The organism is Gardnerella sp. KA00390 (genome assembly GCF_049244075.1).
GTDB lineage: Bacteria > Actinomycetota > Actinomycetes > Actinomycetales > Bifidobacteriaceae > Bifidobacterium > Bifidobacterium vaginale.
On record NZ_CP058372.1, the window covers coordinates 817613 to 835231 of the forward strand.

General features: G+C 37.5%; 13 protein-coding genes, 1 tRNA gene and 1 riboswitch. Of the genes, 8 read left to right on the top strand and 6 right to left on the bottom strand.

Annotation, left to right across the window (positions count from 1 at the left end; all coding sequences use genetic code 11):
• Positions 1–108 precede the first annotated feature (108 nt).
• Positions 109–864, top strand: a complete 756-nt coding sequence (locus HXT53_RS03200) for a trimeric intracellular cation channel family protein (protein WP_004111813.1) — start codon at positions 109–111, stop codon at positions 862–864.
• A gap of 71 nt (positions 865–935) precedes the next feature.
• A riboswitch (Lysine riboswitch) is annotated at positions 936–1127 on the top strand.
• Positions 1128–1178: 51 nt separating this feature from the next.
• Positions 1179–2627, top strand: coding sequence for an amino acid permease (locus HXT53_RS03205; RefSeq protein ID WP_004117983.1), 1449 nt, complete (start codon positions 1179–1181; stop codon positions 2625–2627).
• Positions 2628–2693: 66 nt separating this feature from the next.
• Here HXT53_RS03205 and HXT53_RS03210 read toward each other — a convergent pair whose 3' ends face one another.
• On the bottom strand, positions 2694–3641 hold the full coding sequence (locus HXT53_RS03210; protein ID WP_285064630.1) for a hypothetical protein: 948 nt from the start codon (positions 3639–3641) through the stop codon (positions 2694–2696).
• 209 nt (positions 3642–3850) lie between these two features.
• A tRNA-Asn gene (locus HXT53_RS03215) sits at positions 3851–3926 on the bottom strand.
• A gap of 276 nt (positions 3927–4202) precedes the next feature.
• Here HXT53_RS03215 and HXT53_RS03220 point away from each other — a divergent pair.
• A complete protein-coding gene (locus HXT53_RS03220; protein WP_004115249.1) occupies positions 4203–4964 on the top strand; it encodes a M23 family metallopeptidase in 762 nt (253 codons plus the stop codon).
• A 94-nt stretch (positions 4965–5058) separates the two neighbouring features.
• Positions 5059–6873, top strand: a complete 1815-nt coding sequence (locus HXT53_RS03225) for an AMP-dependent synthetase/ligase (RefSeq protein ID WP_004111801.1) — start codon at positions 5059–5061, stop codon at positions 6871–6873.
• Positions 6874–6879: 6 nt separating this feature from the next.
• Here HXT53_RS03225 and HXT53_RS03230 read toward each other — a convergent pair whose 3' ends face one another.
• The 4 genes from HXT53_RS03230 to HXT53_RS03245 all read right to left on the bottom strand — a co-directional run bounded on the left by HXT53_RS03230 (position 6880) and on the right by HXT53_RS03245 (position 10530).
• Positions 6880–8598 (bottom strand): hypothetical protein, encoded by a 1719-nt coding sequence (locus tag HXT53_RS03230; protein ID WP_004111800.1) that lies wholly within the window; start codon positions 8596–8598, stop codon positions 6880–6882.
• Between the two features lie 77 nt (positions 8599–8675).
• Positions 8676–9482 (bottom strand): fructosamine kinase family protein, encoded by an 807-nt coding sequence (locus tag HXT53_RS03235; RefSeq protein ID WP_101891915.1) that lies wholly within the window; start codon positions 9480–9482, stop codon positions 8676–8678.
• Positions 9483–9571: 89 nt separating this feature from the next.
• Positions 9572–10015: a DUF2871 domain-containing protein gene (locus tag HXT53_RS03240; protein ID WP_101891916.1), complete on the bottom strand. Its 444-nt coding sequence runs from the start codon at positions 10013–10015 to the stop codon at positions 9572–9574.
• 74 nt (positions 10016–10089) lie between these two features.
• A complete protein-coding gene (locus tag HXT53_RS03245) occupies positions 10090–10530 on the bottom strand; it encodes a hypothetical protein (protein ID WP_004111796.1) in 441 nt (146 codons plus the stop codon).
• A gap of 205 nt (positions 10531–10735) precedes the next feature.
• Here HXT53_RS03245 and leuS point away from each other — a divergent pair, with 205 nt between their 5' ends.
• The 4 genes from leuS (at position 10736) to holA (ending at position 17610) form a co-directional block, all read left to right on the top strand.
• Positions 10736–13720, top strand: a complete 2985-nt coding sequence (leuS, locus tag HXT53_RS03250; RefSeq protein WP_101891917.1) for a leucine--tRNA ligase — start codon at positions 10736–10738, stop codon at positions 13718–13720.
• A gap of 150 nt (positions 13721–13870) precedes the next feature.
• Positions 13871–14662 carry a ComEA family DNA-binding protein gene (locus HXT53_RS03255; RefSeq protein WP_004115235.1) on the top strand — a complete coding sequence of 264 codons (792 nt, stop codon included), beginning with the start codon at positions 13871–13873 and terminating at the stop codon, positions 14660–14662.
• Between the two features lie 26 nt (positions 14663–14688).
• Entirely contained in the window at positions 14689–16512 is a 1824-nt protein-coding gene (locus HXT53_RS03260; RefSeq protein ID WP_004115221.1) for a ComEC/Rec2 family competence protein, read from the top strand.
• A 126-nt stretch (positions 16513–16638) separates the two neighbouring features.
• A complete protein-coding gene (gene holA, locus HXT53_RS03265) occupies positions 16639–17610 on the top strand; it encodes a DNA polymerase III subunit delta (protein WP_004115218.1) in 972 nt (323 codons plus the stop codon).
• Positions 17611–17619: the final 9 nt, after the last annotated feature.

The following is a 17619-nucleotide window of genomic DNA, read 5'->3' on the forward strand; positions in this document are numbered from 1 at the left end:
TTTATATCTTATAAAAGGTGGCGCGCTAATTGTATGCTTAATTGGTTATAGGCTTATTAGGCGGATTTTGTTTTTTAAGTGTTTAACTAACCTTGGAAAGGAAATATTGTGGAAGGGGCTTTAGGAGATAACATTTTCTTCCTTGTTGTTGAATACATTGCTATGGGTTGCTGCGGAATGGTTGGCGGAATGTGGGCTATTCGCAAGAATTATGATATCTTTGCAATAATCACAACGTCATGGCTTACAGCATTGGGTGGCGGAATTGTTAGAGACGTTCTGCTTGGAGCTTTGCCGCCAGTTGGAATTGCAGATAGGGGATTTGTTTTTACTGGTCTTGCTTCGGGTGTTATTGTTGCTTTCGCTCATCTAGAAATTGATGAGTGGAAATGGCTTATGTTAACTCTTGACGCTTTAGCATTGGGGCTTTTTGCTGTAAATGGTACCGCTAAAGGCTTGGATTTTCACATGTCTGGAATGGCGTCTGTGTTTTTAGGCATGGCTACAGCTCTTGGTGGTGGATTAATTCGAGATATGGTTTTGAATCAAGTTCCTGTAATTGTTCGAGATAAGCATTGGTATGCGCTTCCTGCTGCAGTTGGGTGTGTTTTGACGGTATTTGTTGTAAAAGCACAACGTGCAGGATGTTTTGACGTTATTACAGAGATGATTTTAGATACTCTTATTGTTGTGCTAGTAGTTGCGATGCGATTAATGTCTGTAAAGTTTGATTTAACGCTTTTTGGTGCAATGAACCGCAAATCGCCAATAAAAATAAGTAAATATCGCAGACATAATGCATATAGTCGTAAAATTTCCGATAAAGCCATAAAAAATACAGAAAAAAATAATCAAAATAAATAGAAAATATAGTCTAATCTGAATAAATATCGGTTAGTGTCTAGAGTTTGTCTTTGCCTATCTCAATAATGAAACACATCGACCAGAGGTCGCGCTCAACAAGAATAGCAATCATTAGCCAGAAAGAGGCGTTAAGTGATTTGCAAAAGGGGAGAGCGCCGAAGTTTGTAGGTTATTCTTTCTAGCTTACAAGCTGGGACTTGGCTTAATAAGCCAAGGACTGTCGCAGCAATTTTGGCAATTTGCTGCGGAGTGCTATCGACATGCATACTGTTGTCTGTTTGCCTCTGTTTGAATATTGTCAAAAGGAGGAAACAATGAATAACGACAGTTCATCAACTACTGAATCTCAAACTGTGCATCGCAGTTTAAAAACACGCCACATTTCCATGATTGCTTTGGGTGGAAGCATTGGAACAGGCTTATTTGTAGCTAGTGGCGCAACAATCCACATGGCAGGACCTGGTGGCGCGCTTTTGGCATACGCTGCAATCGGTATCATGGTTTATTTTCTTATGACATCTCTAGGAGAGATGGCAACATATATGCCAATTAGCGGGTCTTTTGCATCATATTCTGGAAAGTTTATTGATCCTGCTTTAGGATTTGCAATGGGTTGGAATTATTGGTTTAACTGGGCAATCACGGTTGCTGTAGATATAAGTACGGCAGCAATTGTTTTGCAATATTGGCTTCCTAATGTTCCAATATGGGTATTTTCGCTAACAGTTCTTGTTGTTATTCTTTTGATTAACATTCTTACGGTTAAGTGCTTTGGAGAAACAGAGTACTGGCTTTCGATTATTAAAGTTGTAACCGTTATTATATTCCTTGCTATTGGTTTGCTTACGATTGTTGGAATTTTAGGCGGAAAAGCGCCATTTCTAAGCAACTTTACACATAAAAATGCTCCATTTGCTGGCGGAATCCCAGCTGTTTTAGGTGCGTTTGCAATTGCAGGATTCTCGTTCCAAGGAACAGAGCTTATTGGCATTACAGCAGGTGAATCTGCAACACCAGATAAGAGTATTCCAAAGGCTGTAAAGCAAGTGTTTTGGCGTATTGTTTTGTTCTACATTCTTGCAATCTTTGTAATCGCATGCATTATTCCATACACAAGCCCAAGTTTGCTTGGATCGGAAGCTAGCGATATTTCTATAAGCCCATTCACTCTTGTGTTCCAGCGTGCAGGATTGGCGATTGCAGCAACAATCATGAATGCCGTTGTGCTTACATCTGTTATCTCGGCAGCAAACTCTGGAATGTATGCTTCTACTAGAATGCTTTACGCTCTTGCAAAAGATAATCACGCTCCAAAGATGTTTGGAAACGTAGATAGAAGAGGTGTTCCAATGCAATCTTTGGTTGCAACGTTTGTTGTAGCTCTTTTAACATTCTTGATGAGTATTTTTGGAACTCAAATTTACATGTTCTTAGTTGCTGCAAGTGGTTTGACTGGATTTATTGCATGGGCAGGAATCGCAGCTGCGCACTACAGGTTCCGCAAAGCGTATATTGCTCAAGGAAAGTCTTTGGACGATCTTGTTTATAAAGCTAAGTGGTATCCATTCGGTCCTATCGTGGCTCTTGTATTGTGCATTTTGGTTATTGTTGGCCAAGATCTTGAATCATTCCACACGCTTAATTGGCAAGCAATTGGCATAACTTATATGTCTGTGCCGCTGTTCATTGTGCTTTATGTTGGATACAAGATTAAGTACCACACTAAGGTTATTCCTTTAGATCAAGTTGATTTAACAAAGTGATTAGAATATAAAAAATGCGCTCAGTGATTTTGCTGAGCGCATTTTTATATTGATTAACAGAGGTTATTATTTGTCTCCGTCGTTAGAAATTTTAGGATCTGGCTGTTCCTTCTTTTTCTCTTCCTCTTCCGTCTGCTTTCTTTCTTCTTCCTTCTTTTTCTCTTCCTCTTCAGCTTGCTTCCTAGCTTGTTCTTCAGCTTGCTTCTTAGCTTGTTCTTCAGCTTGCTTCTTAGCTTGTTCTTCTAGCTGCTTCTGTAGGTTTTCGGCAGCATCCCTAATTCGCTTTCTTCTTTCTAATTCTAAACGTCTCTTTTCTGCGTCAGACTTTGCCTTTGCTTTAGCTTTAGCAGCTTGTTCGTCAGCTTGACGCTTTGCTTCTTCAATCTTTTTCTGCATGGCGTTATCTGCTTGAACTTTTTCTTCTTGAGTAGGAGGAATATTTTGAATAATAATATTCGGCTTACGCTTTACCTTAGGAGCTATACGAATAACAGGAGCGGTGATCTTCTGCAGTTCCTTCTGACTTTCTTCAGCCTTCTGCTTTTCCTGCGCATTAGCTGTAGTATCTGTAGATGCTGCAGAAAGCTTATCAATCATTGCAGAAGTCACTCCACGAATACGCTGAGCATTGTCAGAATACCATTGAGTTGCAGCTATAGCTTGAGCTCCCTGAGAGCCTAACTCTTCTGGAGAATTAGCATTGCATACAACCGTTTCTGGCAAACGCTGCTTCAAAAGCTTAGCAAGTAATTTGCCATTTTCTGAGTTATCTTGAGCAAAAGAGATAAGAAGAGAATTTTTAGTAAGTTTTTTCCATGACTGGCTTGCTTTGCTAACTTGTGCAACCTTAATTTCGCACTGTTTTCTAGCTTCTTTCATACGAGATGAGTGCTGAATGCTCCAGCAAATACCACCAACGCCTAATACTAAAGCTAATACAATGACGCCAGCAATGAGAATTATCATCTTCTTTTTATGACCATTATTCGTGGCTTCGGAGATGTTTTCTAACATGTATCATCCTCTGTTTTTATCAATCTTCGCCAAGAATTGCTTTTTGCAAAACAACACTTATAGTTTACGCCAAACTAAGTACGTGACCCTTGTAGTTTGTAGCATTTTTGATGATTTGCAAGACAAGCGATATCATTTGCGATTCATTAGAATACAATATTCAAATAAATTCAAAACAAAAAAACCACCAGACTTGCTGGTGGTTTTCTTGGCTCCTGCGGCTGGGCTTGAACCAGCGACCATTCGATTAACAGTCGAACGCTCTGCCAACTGAGCTACGCAGGAATATCCTTTGCGCTTGGCTGTGTGCCGTGCACAAGACATTTATATTACACGGAATTTTATGATATGCAAATATAGCGTGTTTGGGCGTGTCGAAAACTCATAATCGTTGGAATACCAATGATTTGTACGCTTTAACCACATTGATAAAAAAGTGTTCCTAAAAAAAGAATTTTGTGAAAAACTTTCAAATATAAGCGAAAACCTTTAAAGAATGCAGATTTTTGCTGTTGAAGCATAAAACAAATTTGATTTATGAAAGGAGAAAAATAAAATATCATGAGAAAAATATTTGATTTAAAAATGATTAAGCCCAGAATCTTAAAAGTCAAAAAATTTATATTAAAACAAAAATCACAATTTGTTAGAATACTGATTTTTATTATTCTGATTGTAATCATGTTGATTATTCATAGTTGCATAAATCCTACAATAAACAAAAGTATTGAGTATGAATATTTGCAATCGAATCAAACTGATTATAGTGTATCTTCATTTGACGCTGGTTGCATAGAAAAATCTTTTGTAGGTAAAAAGCAAAAAATAGTCGCGAATACAGTTAGTCAAGTTTCAACAGCTTCAACACTAAAAGAAACTACAAATTGTAAATCAAGGATGGTATGGCCAGTAAAAAATGTAAACATTATTAAAGATTTTGATGCTCCAGCAAAACCATGGCTCGCAGGTCATAGAGGAGTTGATTTGCGAGCAGAGGAAGGAACTGAGCTATATGCTCCATCAGATGGAATAATAAATTTTGCTGGACTTGTGGCTGGAAAATCTGTTGTAACAATCAAACATGGAGTTTTGTCTTCCACATTTGAGCCAGCATATACGGATTTACCAGTTGGAACAGTTGTTAGAAAAGGTCAATTTTTTGGTTACGTAACAGTTGGATCAGATCATTGTGACAATTTGTGTATTCAATGGGGTTTAAAACGAAGAGACAGGACTTATGCAAATCCAAGGAAAATGGTAGCGAAAAAACGAATAATTTTAAAGCCCAAAGAAGAGACAAAAGAAGAAAAAAATAGTCTGTAAAATGCGTGTCGTATAGTGTAATAAGAGTCTTGGGCTTAAGACATTGACCTAAGATTATTACATAAGATTTTCTTAAACATATTAGGGAGCGAATATGCAAAAGTATTCTCGTAATCTCGATGAGAAAATTGATTACAATGCAAACATTTTTTCGCTTCTTGAAAGTCGCGTAGAACGTAAGCCGAACGATTCATTGGTTGAGTATGTAGGACGCGACGGGGAATGGAATTCCTACAGTGCTAAAGACTTTAAAGATTTGGTTATATCGGTAGCAAAAGGATTCATAGCACACGGTGTGATGCCGGGAGACACTATATCGATAATAGCGCATACTTCATGGCAGTGGACTGTGCTTGATATGGCAATAATGTCTATAGGCGCGTTAACAGTGCCAATTTATGAAACAAGTTCTGCAGTGCAAATAGAAAATATTATTAACGATTCTAGAGTAAGCATGATTTTTGTTGAAGATGAAAATATGCGTGAAACTGTGGAAATATCAAAGAAGTCATGTCCAAGCCTTAACGATGTCTATGTATTAAGCAGAGACGCAATAGATGCGCTAATTGAGTATGGAAAAACAGTTACAGACTCAGAGTTTTATGAAAGAGAAAAAGCTGTTAAAGGCGATGATCTAGCTACAATCGTTTACACATCTGGATCTACAGGAGACCCGAAAGGTATAGAACTTTCGCACGGAAATTTTGTGTTTATAGCGAAATCTGGAATGCTTTCCATGCCAGATATAGCATTAAAAGGCAAACCAAGACTTCTTTTATTCCTTCCTTTAGCACATGTATTTGCAAGATTTATGCAGTTCTTCTGTTTTGCTGGAAATGTAACACTTGGATTGTCAAGCAACCTTAAAACAATACTAAGTGATTTTAAAAGTTTTAAACCAACTTTCATACTTGGTGTACCTAGAATATTTGAAAAAATCTACAATGCTGCCTCTCAAAAAGCTGGTAGAGGAGTAAAAGGATTTATATTTGCTCAAAGCGTAAAAGTGGCAAAAGAATGGTCAAAAGCTCAACAATCGGGGAGAATGATTTCGCCAATGCTGGCTATAAGCCACTCCTTATGTAAAAAGCTCGTTTACAACTCAATTTTGCAAGTTTTTGGAGGAGACGTTGAATATGGTGTTTCAGGAGGAGCGCCATTAGACAAATCGATTTCGCATTTCTTCAATGGCATGGGATTGCCAATTCTCGAAGGGTACGGAATGACAGAAACATGTGCTCCGTCAATGGTAAATCCAACGAAAGGCTATAAAATCGGAACAGTTGGTTTGCCAGTACAGGGAGTGTCTGTAGCAATAGATGATGAGGGAGAGCTTTGTATTAAAAGTCCCGCTGTTTGCAAAGGATATCATAATCATCCAGAGATAACTGAAAAACAAATAGTAAATGGATGGTTGCATACAGGAGACTTCGGATCTTTAGATTCCGACGGTTTTGTAAAAATTACTGGTCGCAAAAAAGATCTGATAATAACAGCTGGCGGGAAAAACGTTTCACCTAGCATACTCGAAGCATCAGTTATGACTTCTTCAATTATTTCTCAATGCGTTGTTATTGGAGACAGAAAACCTTTTATCTCTGCGATTATTGCGTTAGATCTTGCAGAAGTGAATTCTTGGCTGAAATCTCGAGGAGCAAGCCCAGTGCGCTCGCTGGAAGAGGCAAGAAAAAATTCAATCGTCATAAGTTCCGTAGAACAAAGCATAGTTAAAGCAAATTCTAATGTTTCTAGAGCAGAATCAATCAGAAAATTTGAGATTGTTCCAGATGCTTTTACTCAAGAAAATGGTTTAGTTACACCAAGCCTTAAAGCAAAGCGCAATGCGGTTATAGAACGTTATAACGATCTTATCGAAAATAAGATTTACGCTCCAAGACCAAGAAAATAACGTACTTTACAGTCCTGCATCTGCAAGAGTTACGTATCCAGGGTCAATCAAAAGAGCTTTAAGATTAGTTGCGCTTACAGCGAGAATTGGTTCTGTTATTACAGGTATATCTTTTTCTGATCCACTGTTATTTACAAAAATAGAAATATCTTCGAGTTGAGATAATTTTCCATTAACATTTAGAGAACTACATTCTTGAGCAACATCAGTAGAGATTTTCTGAATGTTTTCGATAGAAGTCATCCATTGCTTTCCATTTACAAGATTTGGTAAAGCATCTTTGTAAGCGCCGTAGCCAGTAATAACAGGCCATTTTGAGTCATTTAACAATTCATTCGCTGAATCTTTAAGCTCAGAATCTTCAGTATTTTTATTCTCTTTATTGGATTCAGATGAATTCAAATCATTATTTTTTGTGCTAGATTTTTGTGATTCATTATTTTTCGCAGTAGAAGCAGGCGTTGGAACCTTTTTCTTAGTCAAATTTCGTTTTCCTATAAAGCTTCCGATTATATCTGGAAGAGTAAAGGAAGGGTTGATATCCGCAGAGCTTCCCTTATACCCAAGGTCTTCAAGAGCTTTTTCCACTTGCATAACAACTTGATCATCTAAAGCAATAATGCCATCTACGTGTTTTGTGGAAGTTGTTCCGTTATCATTCTTTATTACTAATCTCGAATTAAGTTCTGCCTTAACAGAGTCAGAATTATCTGCGTCGAAAGCAGCATTTTCCCAGTCATTCTCTGTTGAATCCTTACTAAGTTTTCCAGAAGGTGAAATCATTAATCCAGATGTGAAATAAGGTTTTAGAATTTTCCAGATTCCAGCAAAAGCAAGTCGCGCGAATTCATCATCAAATTCTTGAATTTTGGAACTTGAATTATCAGAATCTGAATTACCATGAGTATTTACTCCAAAATGCATATGAACATCTTGTTTTTGATTGTGGCAAGGCAAAAGTACTTCTACGCTTTTTGGATTATCTTTAGAAGCCTGATTTAATGCTAATTTTTGCACAAGAGTATACGCTTGAATTTCTCCAATGCTCTGAGCAGAAGAAAGTTTGAAGAATGCATCTGGCTTAAAATCTCTAGTAAGCCTAGATAACATAACGACATGCATGCCAGCTTTTTTAGCCAAATCTAATGACGATGTAAGTCTATTTTCTGCTTCCTCTTGTGATTTTAGATCTTCTTCTTTTAGTTGCTCTTTAGGTGTTGTGGGTTGAGTTACGTAATCACCATAATTATTATTACCGTTTTTATTACTCCAAGGAGCAACAACAATAGTCGTATTAGAAAGTTGCTTTTTTACGATGCTATGGATATCTCTGATACTTGTTTTCTTGTTTTTATTTTTAGAAGAATTTTTTGTTTTTAAAGATGTAATCATGCTTACAACGTAATCTTGAATATCTTGACTTTGATCGTATAAGCTGCTGGACGATTTAGTAGTAATAGAATTTTCTGAAAATCCTTGCTTTTTTAACGATTTTACTATTTCTGGAACAAGATTATCCCATGTACTTAATGGAGTTTTTCTACTTAAATTTAGACCATCAGAAGGCGTAAAAACTATAACGTTGCCGTGATTCACTTGAGGCTTTGCGCTAGGCGATGCGTTTTTTGCATTGCTCGATCCGCATGCGCAAATCGCAAGAAGCATTGTACTAGATACTACAAGAGCAATAGTTTTGCGCAAAATATGCTTATGCGTGCGAATCATAGTAGTTAAGGCCTTTCGTAAATTTTAGTTTTGTGCTTACTTTTATATTAGTGTCTATTAAATTATCTAATGCAAATTTAGCGATTAAGCAAATCCAAGCACATATCTCGGTATTCGCTAACGTAGCCTCCACCAAAGAAGACACAATGTCCAGCAATAGGGTAGAGCTGCCAAATTGTCATGCGATTTTCAAAACCAGATTTTAATGGATGAACAGATTGATAGCCATCTAAAATCTGCTTAAAATAGCTAATCCCAAACAGTTGCAGCATTGCTAAGTCTTCCTCACGATGGCCGCCGTGAGCTGCAGGATCAATTAAAACAGCTTCTGTGTGTTCGCCATCTTCGCTTTTAGTCCAAAGCACATTTCCACTCCACAAGTCTCCATGGACTCGCGCTGGTTTATCTTCAGATGCTTTTCCCAGCAAATCTGGCATAGCATCAATAACTTTATTTGTAAGATCTAAATCGCTTTTTGTAAGGCTTCCTCTAGAAATACCAAGATTTACCATTGGTAAAAGTCTGCCTTCTGCCAAATAGTCAATAACATTACTCCAAGTGCCACAATCCATTTTTACAGGGTCGCTTAATGGTCCAAAATAGCATGTGCCATCATAATCTGCAGGTGGCTCCCCAAAATATTTCGCACCGAAATCGTGCATATGCGCCAAAGATGCTCCAAATTCAAACGATGCTAAAGGAGTAGGGCTTGTAGTTTCAATGCGTTCAATGTTTAAGTAGTCTTTTCCCCAATCAAAAACTTTAGCTACTTTAGGCCCGCCATAGTCGTAAGCTTCTCGAAGCCAATTAAGGCCACGACCTTCGCATTCAAAGAATCGTTCTGGTGCGTATGATCTACTCTTTTTATACACGTTATTACTCATAGCAACCTTCTTAATGTAGTAGCATATGCGGCTTATAGTTACACACTTAATAAATATTTTATGAATAAACTAAATTATTCCTATCATCACTATTCTAATGAAGTATTAGCACAATGAGCGATGCTGCGTTTAATTTGCAATAAGATTAGTACAATACTTACGCCAAGTAGGATGTGTCCGATTCCTGCTAAACCAGTTATGGAAAAATCTATAGATGGACTGAGATGTAGACGCATTACTTGTGCAATTCCACGAGTAATCATCATTACTGCTGTTAGGTTGAGTCCAATATGATAAGTTATTAAGATTCTCGTAGTTTTTTCGTTACTAAAACTGAAGTTTTTCTCAAATAGTATGAGTAACAGAAAAACAACCATTCCAAGCATAAAGTAGTGTGTGTGAACTATAGCAAGCACAGTCTTTTCATGGAAAGCATTAAATTTTGTAAATTCGCGATAAAAGACGCCGCCAATCATGGCGAAGACAGTATACAACAAAGACGTATTAATATAACGTTTCATAACATGGTTCATAGTAACTTCCTTACGTAGAGTGATAGTCAAATATTTCTTAGTAATGTTGATGTTGTTACAAGTGTTTGTAAGCGCTATTGCATAGTATGAGTGTTTTTGTAACGCGGACATGCAGTTTTAGCAAAATGATACCCAAAAAGCAATCCTGCTAGAGTAAGAGCAGAACCTAATCCCGTATAAAATACGGCTATAAATTGTTCTGGAGCTATATTTGTTGCACGAAGAACAATTCCAAAAGTCATCATAAAAGCCATGATTATAAAAGATTTAACGTCAAAGAATTTAAGGAAAAATTGCTTGTTTTCTTTGTATGCGTTAATCCTAGCAGTATGTTTTTTAACAAGTTTTCCGAAAATAAACACTTGGAATATTGCAAAAACAGCTAAAGATAAAGCGAAATTAATAGGAGATAAAAAGTTTGAGTATGCAATAATACCAATCCTAAGAATGTTGAATCCAGCAAAACACCATACAATGCATGCGATTAATAAAAGTGTGTTCTTTGATACCTTCATAACTAACCTCGTTAAATCACATTATTCTTAATAAAATCTTATGTTGAACGTTTAAAACAATTGTAGTAATGATTTTTATGAAAAACGCTAAATAAGAGTATTTTGTGAATTGTGCATTAAAACTTTCAAAAAACACAATAAAATATGGATAAAAGTTGTAAAAAGTGTTGCAAATTGACGATATGAGTCGCTATAGTGCTTGTTTATGGAAGACAACGATCAACAGTATTCAACAGCTGACAATAAAGCTACTATTGCTGAGCCAGCTTTTCGTTACAATGCGCAGCTCGCACAAGATATTGAGCAGCGCTGGCAAAAGACTTGGGATGAGCAAGGCACGTTCTGGGCTGCTAATGTTAAGGGCGATTTGAAGGATGGCGAAGGCAGATTGGCTTGTGGCCGTCCTTCTTTCTTTGCAATGGACATGTTCCCTTATCCTTCTGGAAAGGGCTTACATGTTGGACATCCTCTTGGATATTTGGCAACGGATGTTGTGAGCCGATATCACCGTATGAAGGGTGAGAATGTTCTTCACGCGATGGGCTACGACGCTTTTGGACTTCCTGCAGAACAATATGCTGTTCAAACAGGTCAGCATCCTCGCATTACTACTGAGGCAAATATTGCAAATATGCGCAGGCAGTTGCATCGCATGGGATTGAGCTTTGACGATCGTAGATCTTTTGCAACTATTGATACAAACTACGTTCGTTGGACTCAATGGATTTTCTCGAAGCTTTATGACGCTTGGTATGACCCTGATTTTGTACGCAAAGATGGCGGTAAAGGTTCTGCTCGACCAATTGCTGAGTTAGTTGATGAGTTTAAGAGCGCAAAGCGCGAAATTCCTGGTTTTGCTGACAAAAAGTGGGAAGAGCTCAATAAAGTAGAGCAAGCGGATGTGTTGAATGACTTCCGCATTGCTTACATTTCTAAGTCTCCTGTAAATTGGTGTCCAGGATTGGGAACTGTGCTTGCAAACGAGGAAGTTACTGCAGAAGGTAAATCTGAGCGCGGAAACTTCCCAGTATTCCAGCGCAATCTTCGTCAGTGGTCCATGCGAATTACAGCTTATGCTCATCGCTTGGTTGAAGATTTGGATACTATTGATTGGCCAGAAAAAGTTAAGCTTATGCAGCGAAACTGGATTGGCGAATCTCACGGTGCTTCCGTGCATTTTGAAGTTGAATGTGCAGATGGTGAAATGCGCGATTTGGAAGTATACACTACTCGTCCAGATACGCTTTTTGGTACAACTTTTGCTGTTGTTTCTGTAGATCACCCGATTCTTGAGCACGTTCCAGAAGCGTGGGAAGCTAGCGTTCCAGAAAGCTGGAAGGGTGGCTACGCAAGCCTTAAGGAAGGATTGGCAGAGTATCAGGCTCAAGCTCGCGCTAAAACCGCTAAAGATCGTACGGAAGACGCTGGTGCAAAAACTGGTTTGTTTACTGGTCTTTACGCAATTAATCCTGTAACTGGAGCAAAACTTCCGCTGTTTGTTGCAGATTATGTGCTTATGGGTTATGGAACGGGCGCAATTATGGCAGTTCCTGGCGGTGACCAGCGCGATTATGATTTTGCTAAAGCTTTCGGCTTGTCTGTAATTTACACTGTTAAGCCTTTGCCTGATTCTGTCGAAAAGCTAGAAGATTATGATGGCAAAGCTCCGTTTGTTTCTCACGATGGAATTGTTATTAACTCTTCTGTGGAGCATACTTATAAGCTCGGTGACGCTTTGTCTATTAACGGTTTGCGCGTAGATGAAGCTATTAAAAAAGTGACGACTTGGCTTGAAGCAGCAGGCGTAGGCGTTGGTAAGGTTTCTTACAGACTTCGCGATTGGCTGTTCTCTAGGCAGCGCTACTGGGGTGAGCCATTCCCAATCGTTTATGATGAGGATGGTGTTGCTCACCTTGTGCCGGATAGTGAGCTTCCAATTGCATTGCCAGACGTTCCAGATTATCAGCCAAAAACTTACGCTCCAGACGACGCAAATTCTGAGCCTGAAGCACCTTTGAGCCGAAACGAGGATTGGGTTAAAGTTCAGCTTGATCTTGGTGACGGTGTAAAAACCTACTATCGCGACACCAACACTATGCCAAACTGGGCTGGTTCATGCTGGTATTACATGCGTTACTTGGATCCAAACGACGCTGAGCATATGGTTGACAGCGACGAATACGACTATTGGATGGGTACGAATCGACCAGGCAAGGAACATGTTTCTGGAGGCGTTGACCTTTATGTTGGAGGCGTAGAGCATGCAGTTTTGCACTTGCTTTACTCGCGCTTCTGGCATAAGGCGCTTTACGACTTGGGTTACGTTGATTCTGCTGAGCCTTTCCATCGCTTGTTTAACCAGGGTATGATTCAGGCTTACGCTTACACGGATGAGCGCGGGCAGTACGTGCCAGCTGATGAGGTTGAGGAAGGCGCTAATAACGGCGCTGGTGAGCCAACATTTACTTGGCACGGCGAAACCGTGAATCGCGAGTTTGGAAAGATGGGTAAGAGCCTAAAGAATATTGTGACTCCAGACTACATGTACGAAAACTACGGTGCAGACACGTTCCGTTTGTATGAAATGAGCATGGGTCCACTTTCTGAGTCTCGCCCATGGAATACGCGTAACGTTGTTGGAGGCATGCGATTCTTGCAACGCTTGTGGCGTAACGTTGTAAACGAAGAAACTGGCGCTTGCGTAGTAACAGAAGATGCTTTGGACGAAAAGACGCTAAAGCTTCTTAACAACACGATTGCAGAAGTAACTGTAGAAATGGAAGCAATGCGTCCAAACACTGCGATTGCTAAGCTGATTGTGTTGAATAATCACTTAACGTCTCTGCCTCACGTGCCTCGCGCAGCAGTTGAGCCGCTTGTTCTTATGCTTTCTCCAATTGCACCGCATATTTGTGAAGAAATGTGGAGCAAGCTTGGACATACTAAGTCGATTGCTCACGCAGATTGGCCAGTTGAAGATTCCCGCTACGTTGGTGCGGATACTGTTACAGCTGTTGTGCAAATCAAGGGCAAGGTTCGCGCAAAGCTTGAAGTTGACCCGAATATTGATGCTAGTGAGCTTGAAAAGCTTGCTTTAGAGGCCGTAGCTGATCGCTTGGGTGGAAAGAAGCCGCGCAAGGTAATCGTGAAAGCACCAAAGATTGTGTCTATTGTGCCAGATGAAAGCTGAAACTCAATGTTTTCTAGGCAAAATAGCCTTTAACCACATTGGTTAATTTTACTTGAAAGATGCTTATCTTCATTTAATAGTGGAGGTAAGCATCTTTTTTTTTATTTAACAATCAAAAATAAATAGTCTGAAACGAAGGAGGTGGTTAAAATGAACAAAAACAATAGTAACGTTCTAGAAAGATTGGCAGCTATTGATGCTTTAAATAATAATTATGAAAATTCAAATTATTTGCAAAATACTTTGAATGATGATTCTAAAAATCGCATATTGGCACAAGAGAAAAACAATTCTATAGATTATCAGCTTGCTGATTTTTGCATAAGCTCAAAAGATTCTGCTTCAAATATTGATAATCTTAATAAACGAAATAATTTTGAAACAAGAAATCTCGTTAGATTACGAATAAAACCAGTACATGCTTTGTCTATTATGCTAATTCTCGTAGTATTCTTAGCATCAAGTTTAACCATGCTCATATGTCAATCTAGAACTTATAACAAGATTTATTCTTATCAAGCACAGAGAGAATCTAAAGTTAAATCTTTAAGTAAAAAATTTGAATCAAATAATAAAGATGATGATGAATATAGCAATGATTCTAAAGAGGATTCTAAAAAAGACTTATATACAAATGAGACTAAAGATTTAACTGTTAAAAATAAAAATGAAGATTTTAGTGATAGCACGCACAAAATTAATGAAAATGATATAAGCAAAAATAATAGTGTCAACAAAGATAAAAGCGGTTGCATAAATATAAACACAGCAGGGTTGGAAGAATTACAAACTCTAAAAAGTATAGGGCCAAAAATGGCTCAAAGAATATTAGATATGCGTAAAAAGTTGCGTGTTTTTAAGCGGGTTGAAGATCTTATGCAAGTTAAAGGAATTGGGCAAAAGACTTTTTTAAAACTTAAATCAGCAATCTGCATTAAGTAAATTTATGTGATTTTTAAGGTTGGAAAATGAAAGAATTATATTGGGATCTTGAAAATGGAAACAAAGATTTTAGGCTTGTTCCTATTGCGTTTAGCGTATGGTTTGGTTGCTTATTCGCTCGATTTATAGTTGATTCACAACAAGATTTTTTCTGTATGATAATCGCAATATTATCATTTGCTCTTTTGTGCTTTTATACTATTTTTTCAATGGGAAATTGCATTTTTACGTGCCGCTTAAAGAATACAACTGATTACAAAAGTCGCATAAAATCAAAGTTTTATGAGTTAATTAAAAAATTAAAAATAATAGGATACAAGCATGCTTTTTTAACAAGTTTTTGTACGTTTCTAGCAGCTTTTATAATGTGTTCAATTATTCTAAACATAGAACATATGGACCCTGTTTTTAATGCTATTAAAGATCTAAAGCAAAGTGATACAGAATATAAATTTAATAGAAAAAACGATGTTCAATTCATCAGATTGCTTATGGATATAACGTCTCCTCCAAGAGTATCGCAATCCTTTAAGGGGGATTGCGTATTAAACGTGAATGTAAAACAGATTGAAATTATGGATAAAGAAAAAGTTATTAGTAGGAGTAAAAGCTTTGTGTCTGCTAAACTTTACGCTTTTAATCCAGATTGCAAAATAATGAACTACGGATACAAGATAAGTAGTTTTGGAAAAATTTCGATTTCAAAATTTGACTCTCATGCGATAGACATTCAAGTTCCTAAAGCAAACAAAACAGATAAAACGAAATTATATAAAGTAGAAGTTATTGAAAAAGCTAATCTTTTTAAGAGATTACTAAATACATTGTGGAAAGAATTTTACAATGTGACTAGTTCTTTAGACGAACAGGGTCAAATGCTTGTTCCTGGTCTTACTGTAGGACTTTTGGGACAAGAGCATTTAAGTGATGTAGAAGATTTACGAAAAGTTAGTATCGATAGCACTTATGCGAATACTATGAAACAAAGATTCAAAATAGCTGGAATAATGCACCTTATGGCGGTTTCTGGAGGACATTTTTTGCTTTTATCTTGCGTTATTCGTAAGACATGTGCTTTTTTGCTTTTGCCAAGAGTAGTGAGCGCAATATTTGAAGCTTGTGGTCATATTCTTTTATCGTGTATTGTGTATCCGTCGGCATCTGTTCTTAGAGCGCTTATAATGGGTTTAATTTCTGCCGGGGCATTAATGTTTTCTAGACAATACCAGTCTGCTAGTGCTTTAAGTATAACTGTTATAAGTGTTCTTTTTATTTGTCCAAAATATGCATGGGATTATTCGTTTGCTCTTTCTGTTTGCGCAACTTTTGGAATAATTGTTTGTGGAATGTCTTTAAGAAGAATCTTTTTAAGATATATGCCGTCTAGTCTTGCAAGCGCATTAAGCATAACGTTGTGTGCACAGTGTTTTACGCTTCCTGTACAAATATTAATGCAACCGCAAGTATCTTTTATATCTGTTATAGCGAATTTAATTGTTGCACCTTTTGTTGATTTTGCAACAATATTTGGTCTGCTTTCGCTTATATGCGCTAATTGGAGTTATTCTATTTCTCTGATTTTTGCCACAATTTCATCTTTTGGAACAAACATTATGGCAAATTGCGCATGGTATTTGGGAGATTTACAAATTGGAACAATACCTTGGGTTAATGGATCTTTAGGAGCGTGGCTAATTGCGTTTGCTGAATTCGCTATCTTTTTATTAGTACTTATCATAAATAAATATTTTAGAAAAAGTGAATCATATAATAGTTTAAGGATACTTTTACAAGTTAAGTCAAATCGTTTTAAGCAGCTTATAAATGATTCAACAAAACTTTTTGAATGATTAAGTGTTTTAAGTTTTATATAGTTTGTACAATTAATAGGCGTGCAAAATTAAGCGGATTAAATAAAAACAAGGATAGTCGCGTTAGTTAAATCGTGAGAATATAAATATTCTTAAGGAGTACGTATGCAAGCGTTAAAAAAATTTGCGCCATTTACAGTTGTGGTTGGCGGTGATGCGTATTTAAATGATTTAAACGCGCGCGACTTAAAAACTCGCATATTAGGCTCCTACCCAGATGCAGATGTTATAAATTTAGACGCATTAAATGCCGATAAATATGCTTTTATAACTGCTACAGGACCATCACTTTTTTCTAGCGGAACAATTGTTGTTATTAATAATCTTGAACAAGCTAATGAAGATTTAGTCGAAGCAATAATAGGGTTTTGTACTAGAGAATCTAAATCTAATAACAATGATTGCTGGGTTATTGCGCGCCACGAAGGAGGTGTTAAAGGAAAGTCAATTGTTACAAAACTTGAAAAAGCTGGAGTAAGTAAAATAACTGTACCAGATCTTAAAAAAGATGATGCAAGATTGAATTTTGTGCTAAGTCTTTTTGAAAGGCAAAATCGTAGTATAGAGCCTGCAGCAGCTGGACGCATAACAGAAGTCTTAGGTGGGAAAACCGATCAATTAGCGGCTCTTTGTTCTCAATTGTGCTTTGATTTTGAAGATAACCCAATCACACTAAAAATAGTTGACCAATATTTAATATCGGATCCGCAAGTAACTGGATTTTTTGTAGCAGATAAAGCTGCAGAAGGTAACTATGCTCAAGCTATTCTTGCATCAAGAAGAGCGATTTTACAAGGCGTTGATGCTATAGCATTGATTGGGGCTTTGGCTGCAAAAATGCGAATAATTACAAAGGCTATAGCTGTTAAAAACGGGGAAATTTCTAATGCTCAAGCAAAAGTTAACCCTTGGGCGTTAAAAATGGCTATGAGAGATTTAGGTGGATGGAATGATGATGGGATTCGTAAGTGTTTTAAATGTTTAGCGTGGGCAGATGAGCAATGCAAAGGCGGAACAAGTGATGCTGATTACGCTTTAGAAAAATGCATTAGCATGATTGCTTGTCGTGGGCGTTAATGTGAAAAT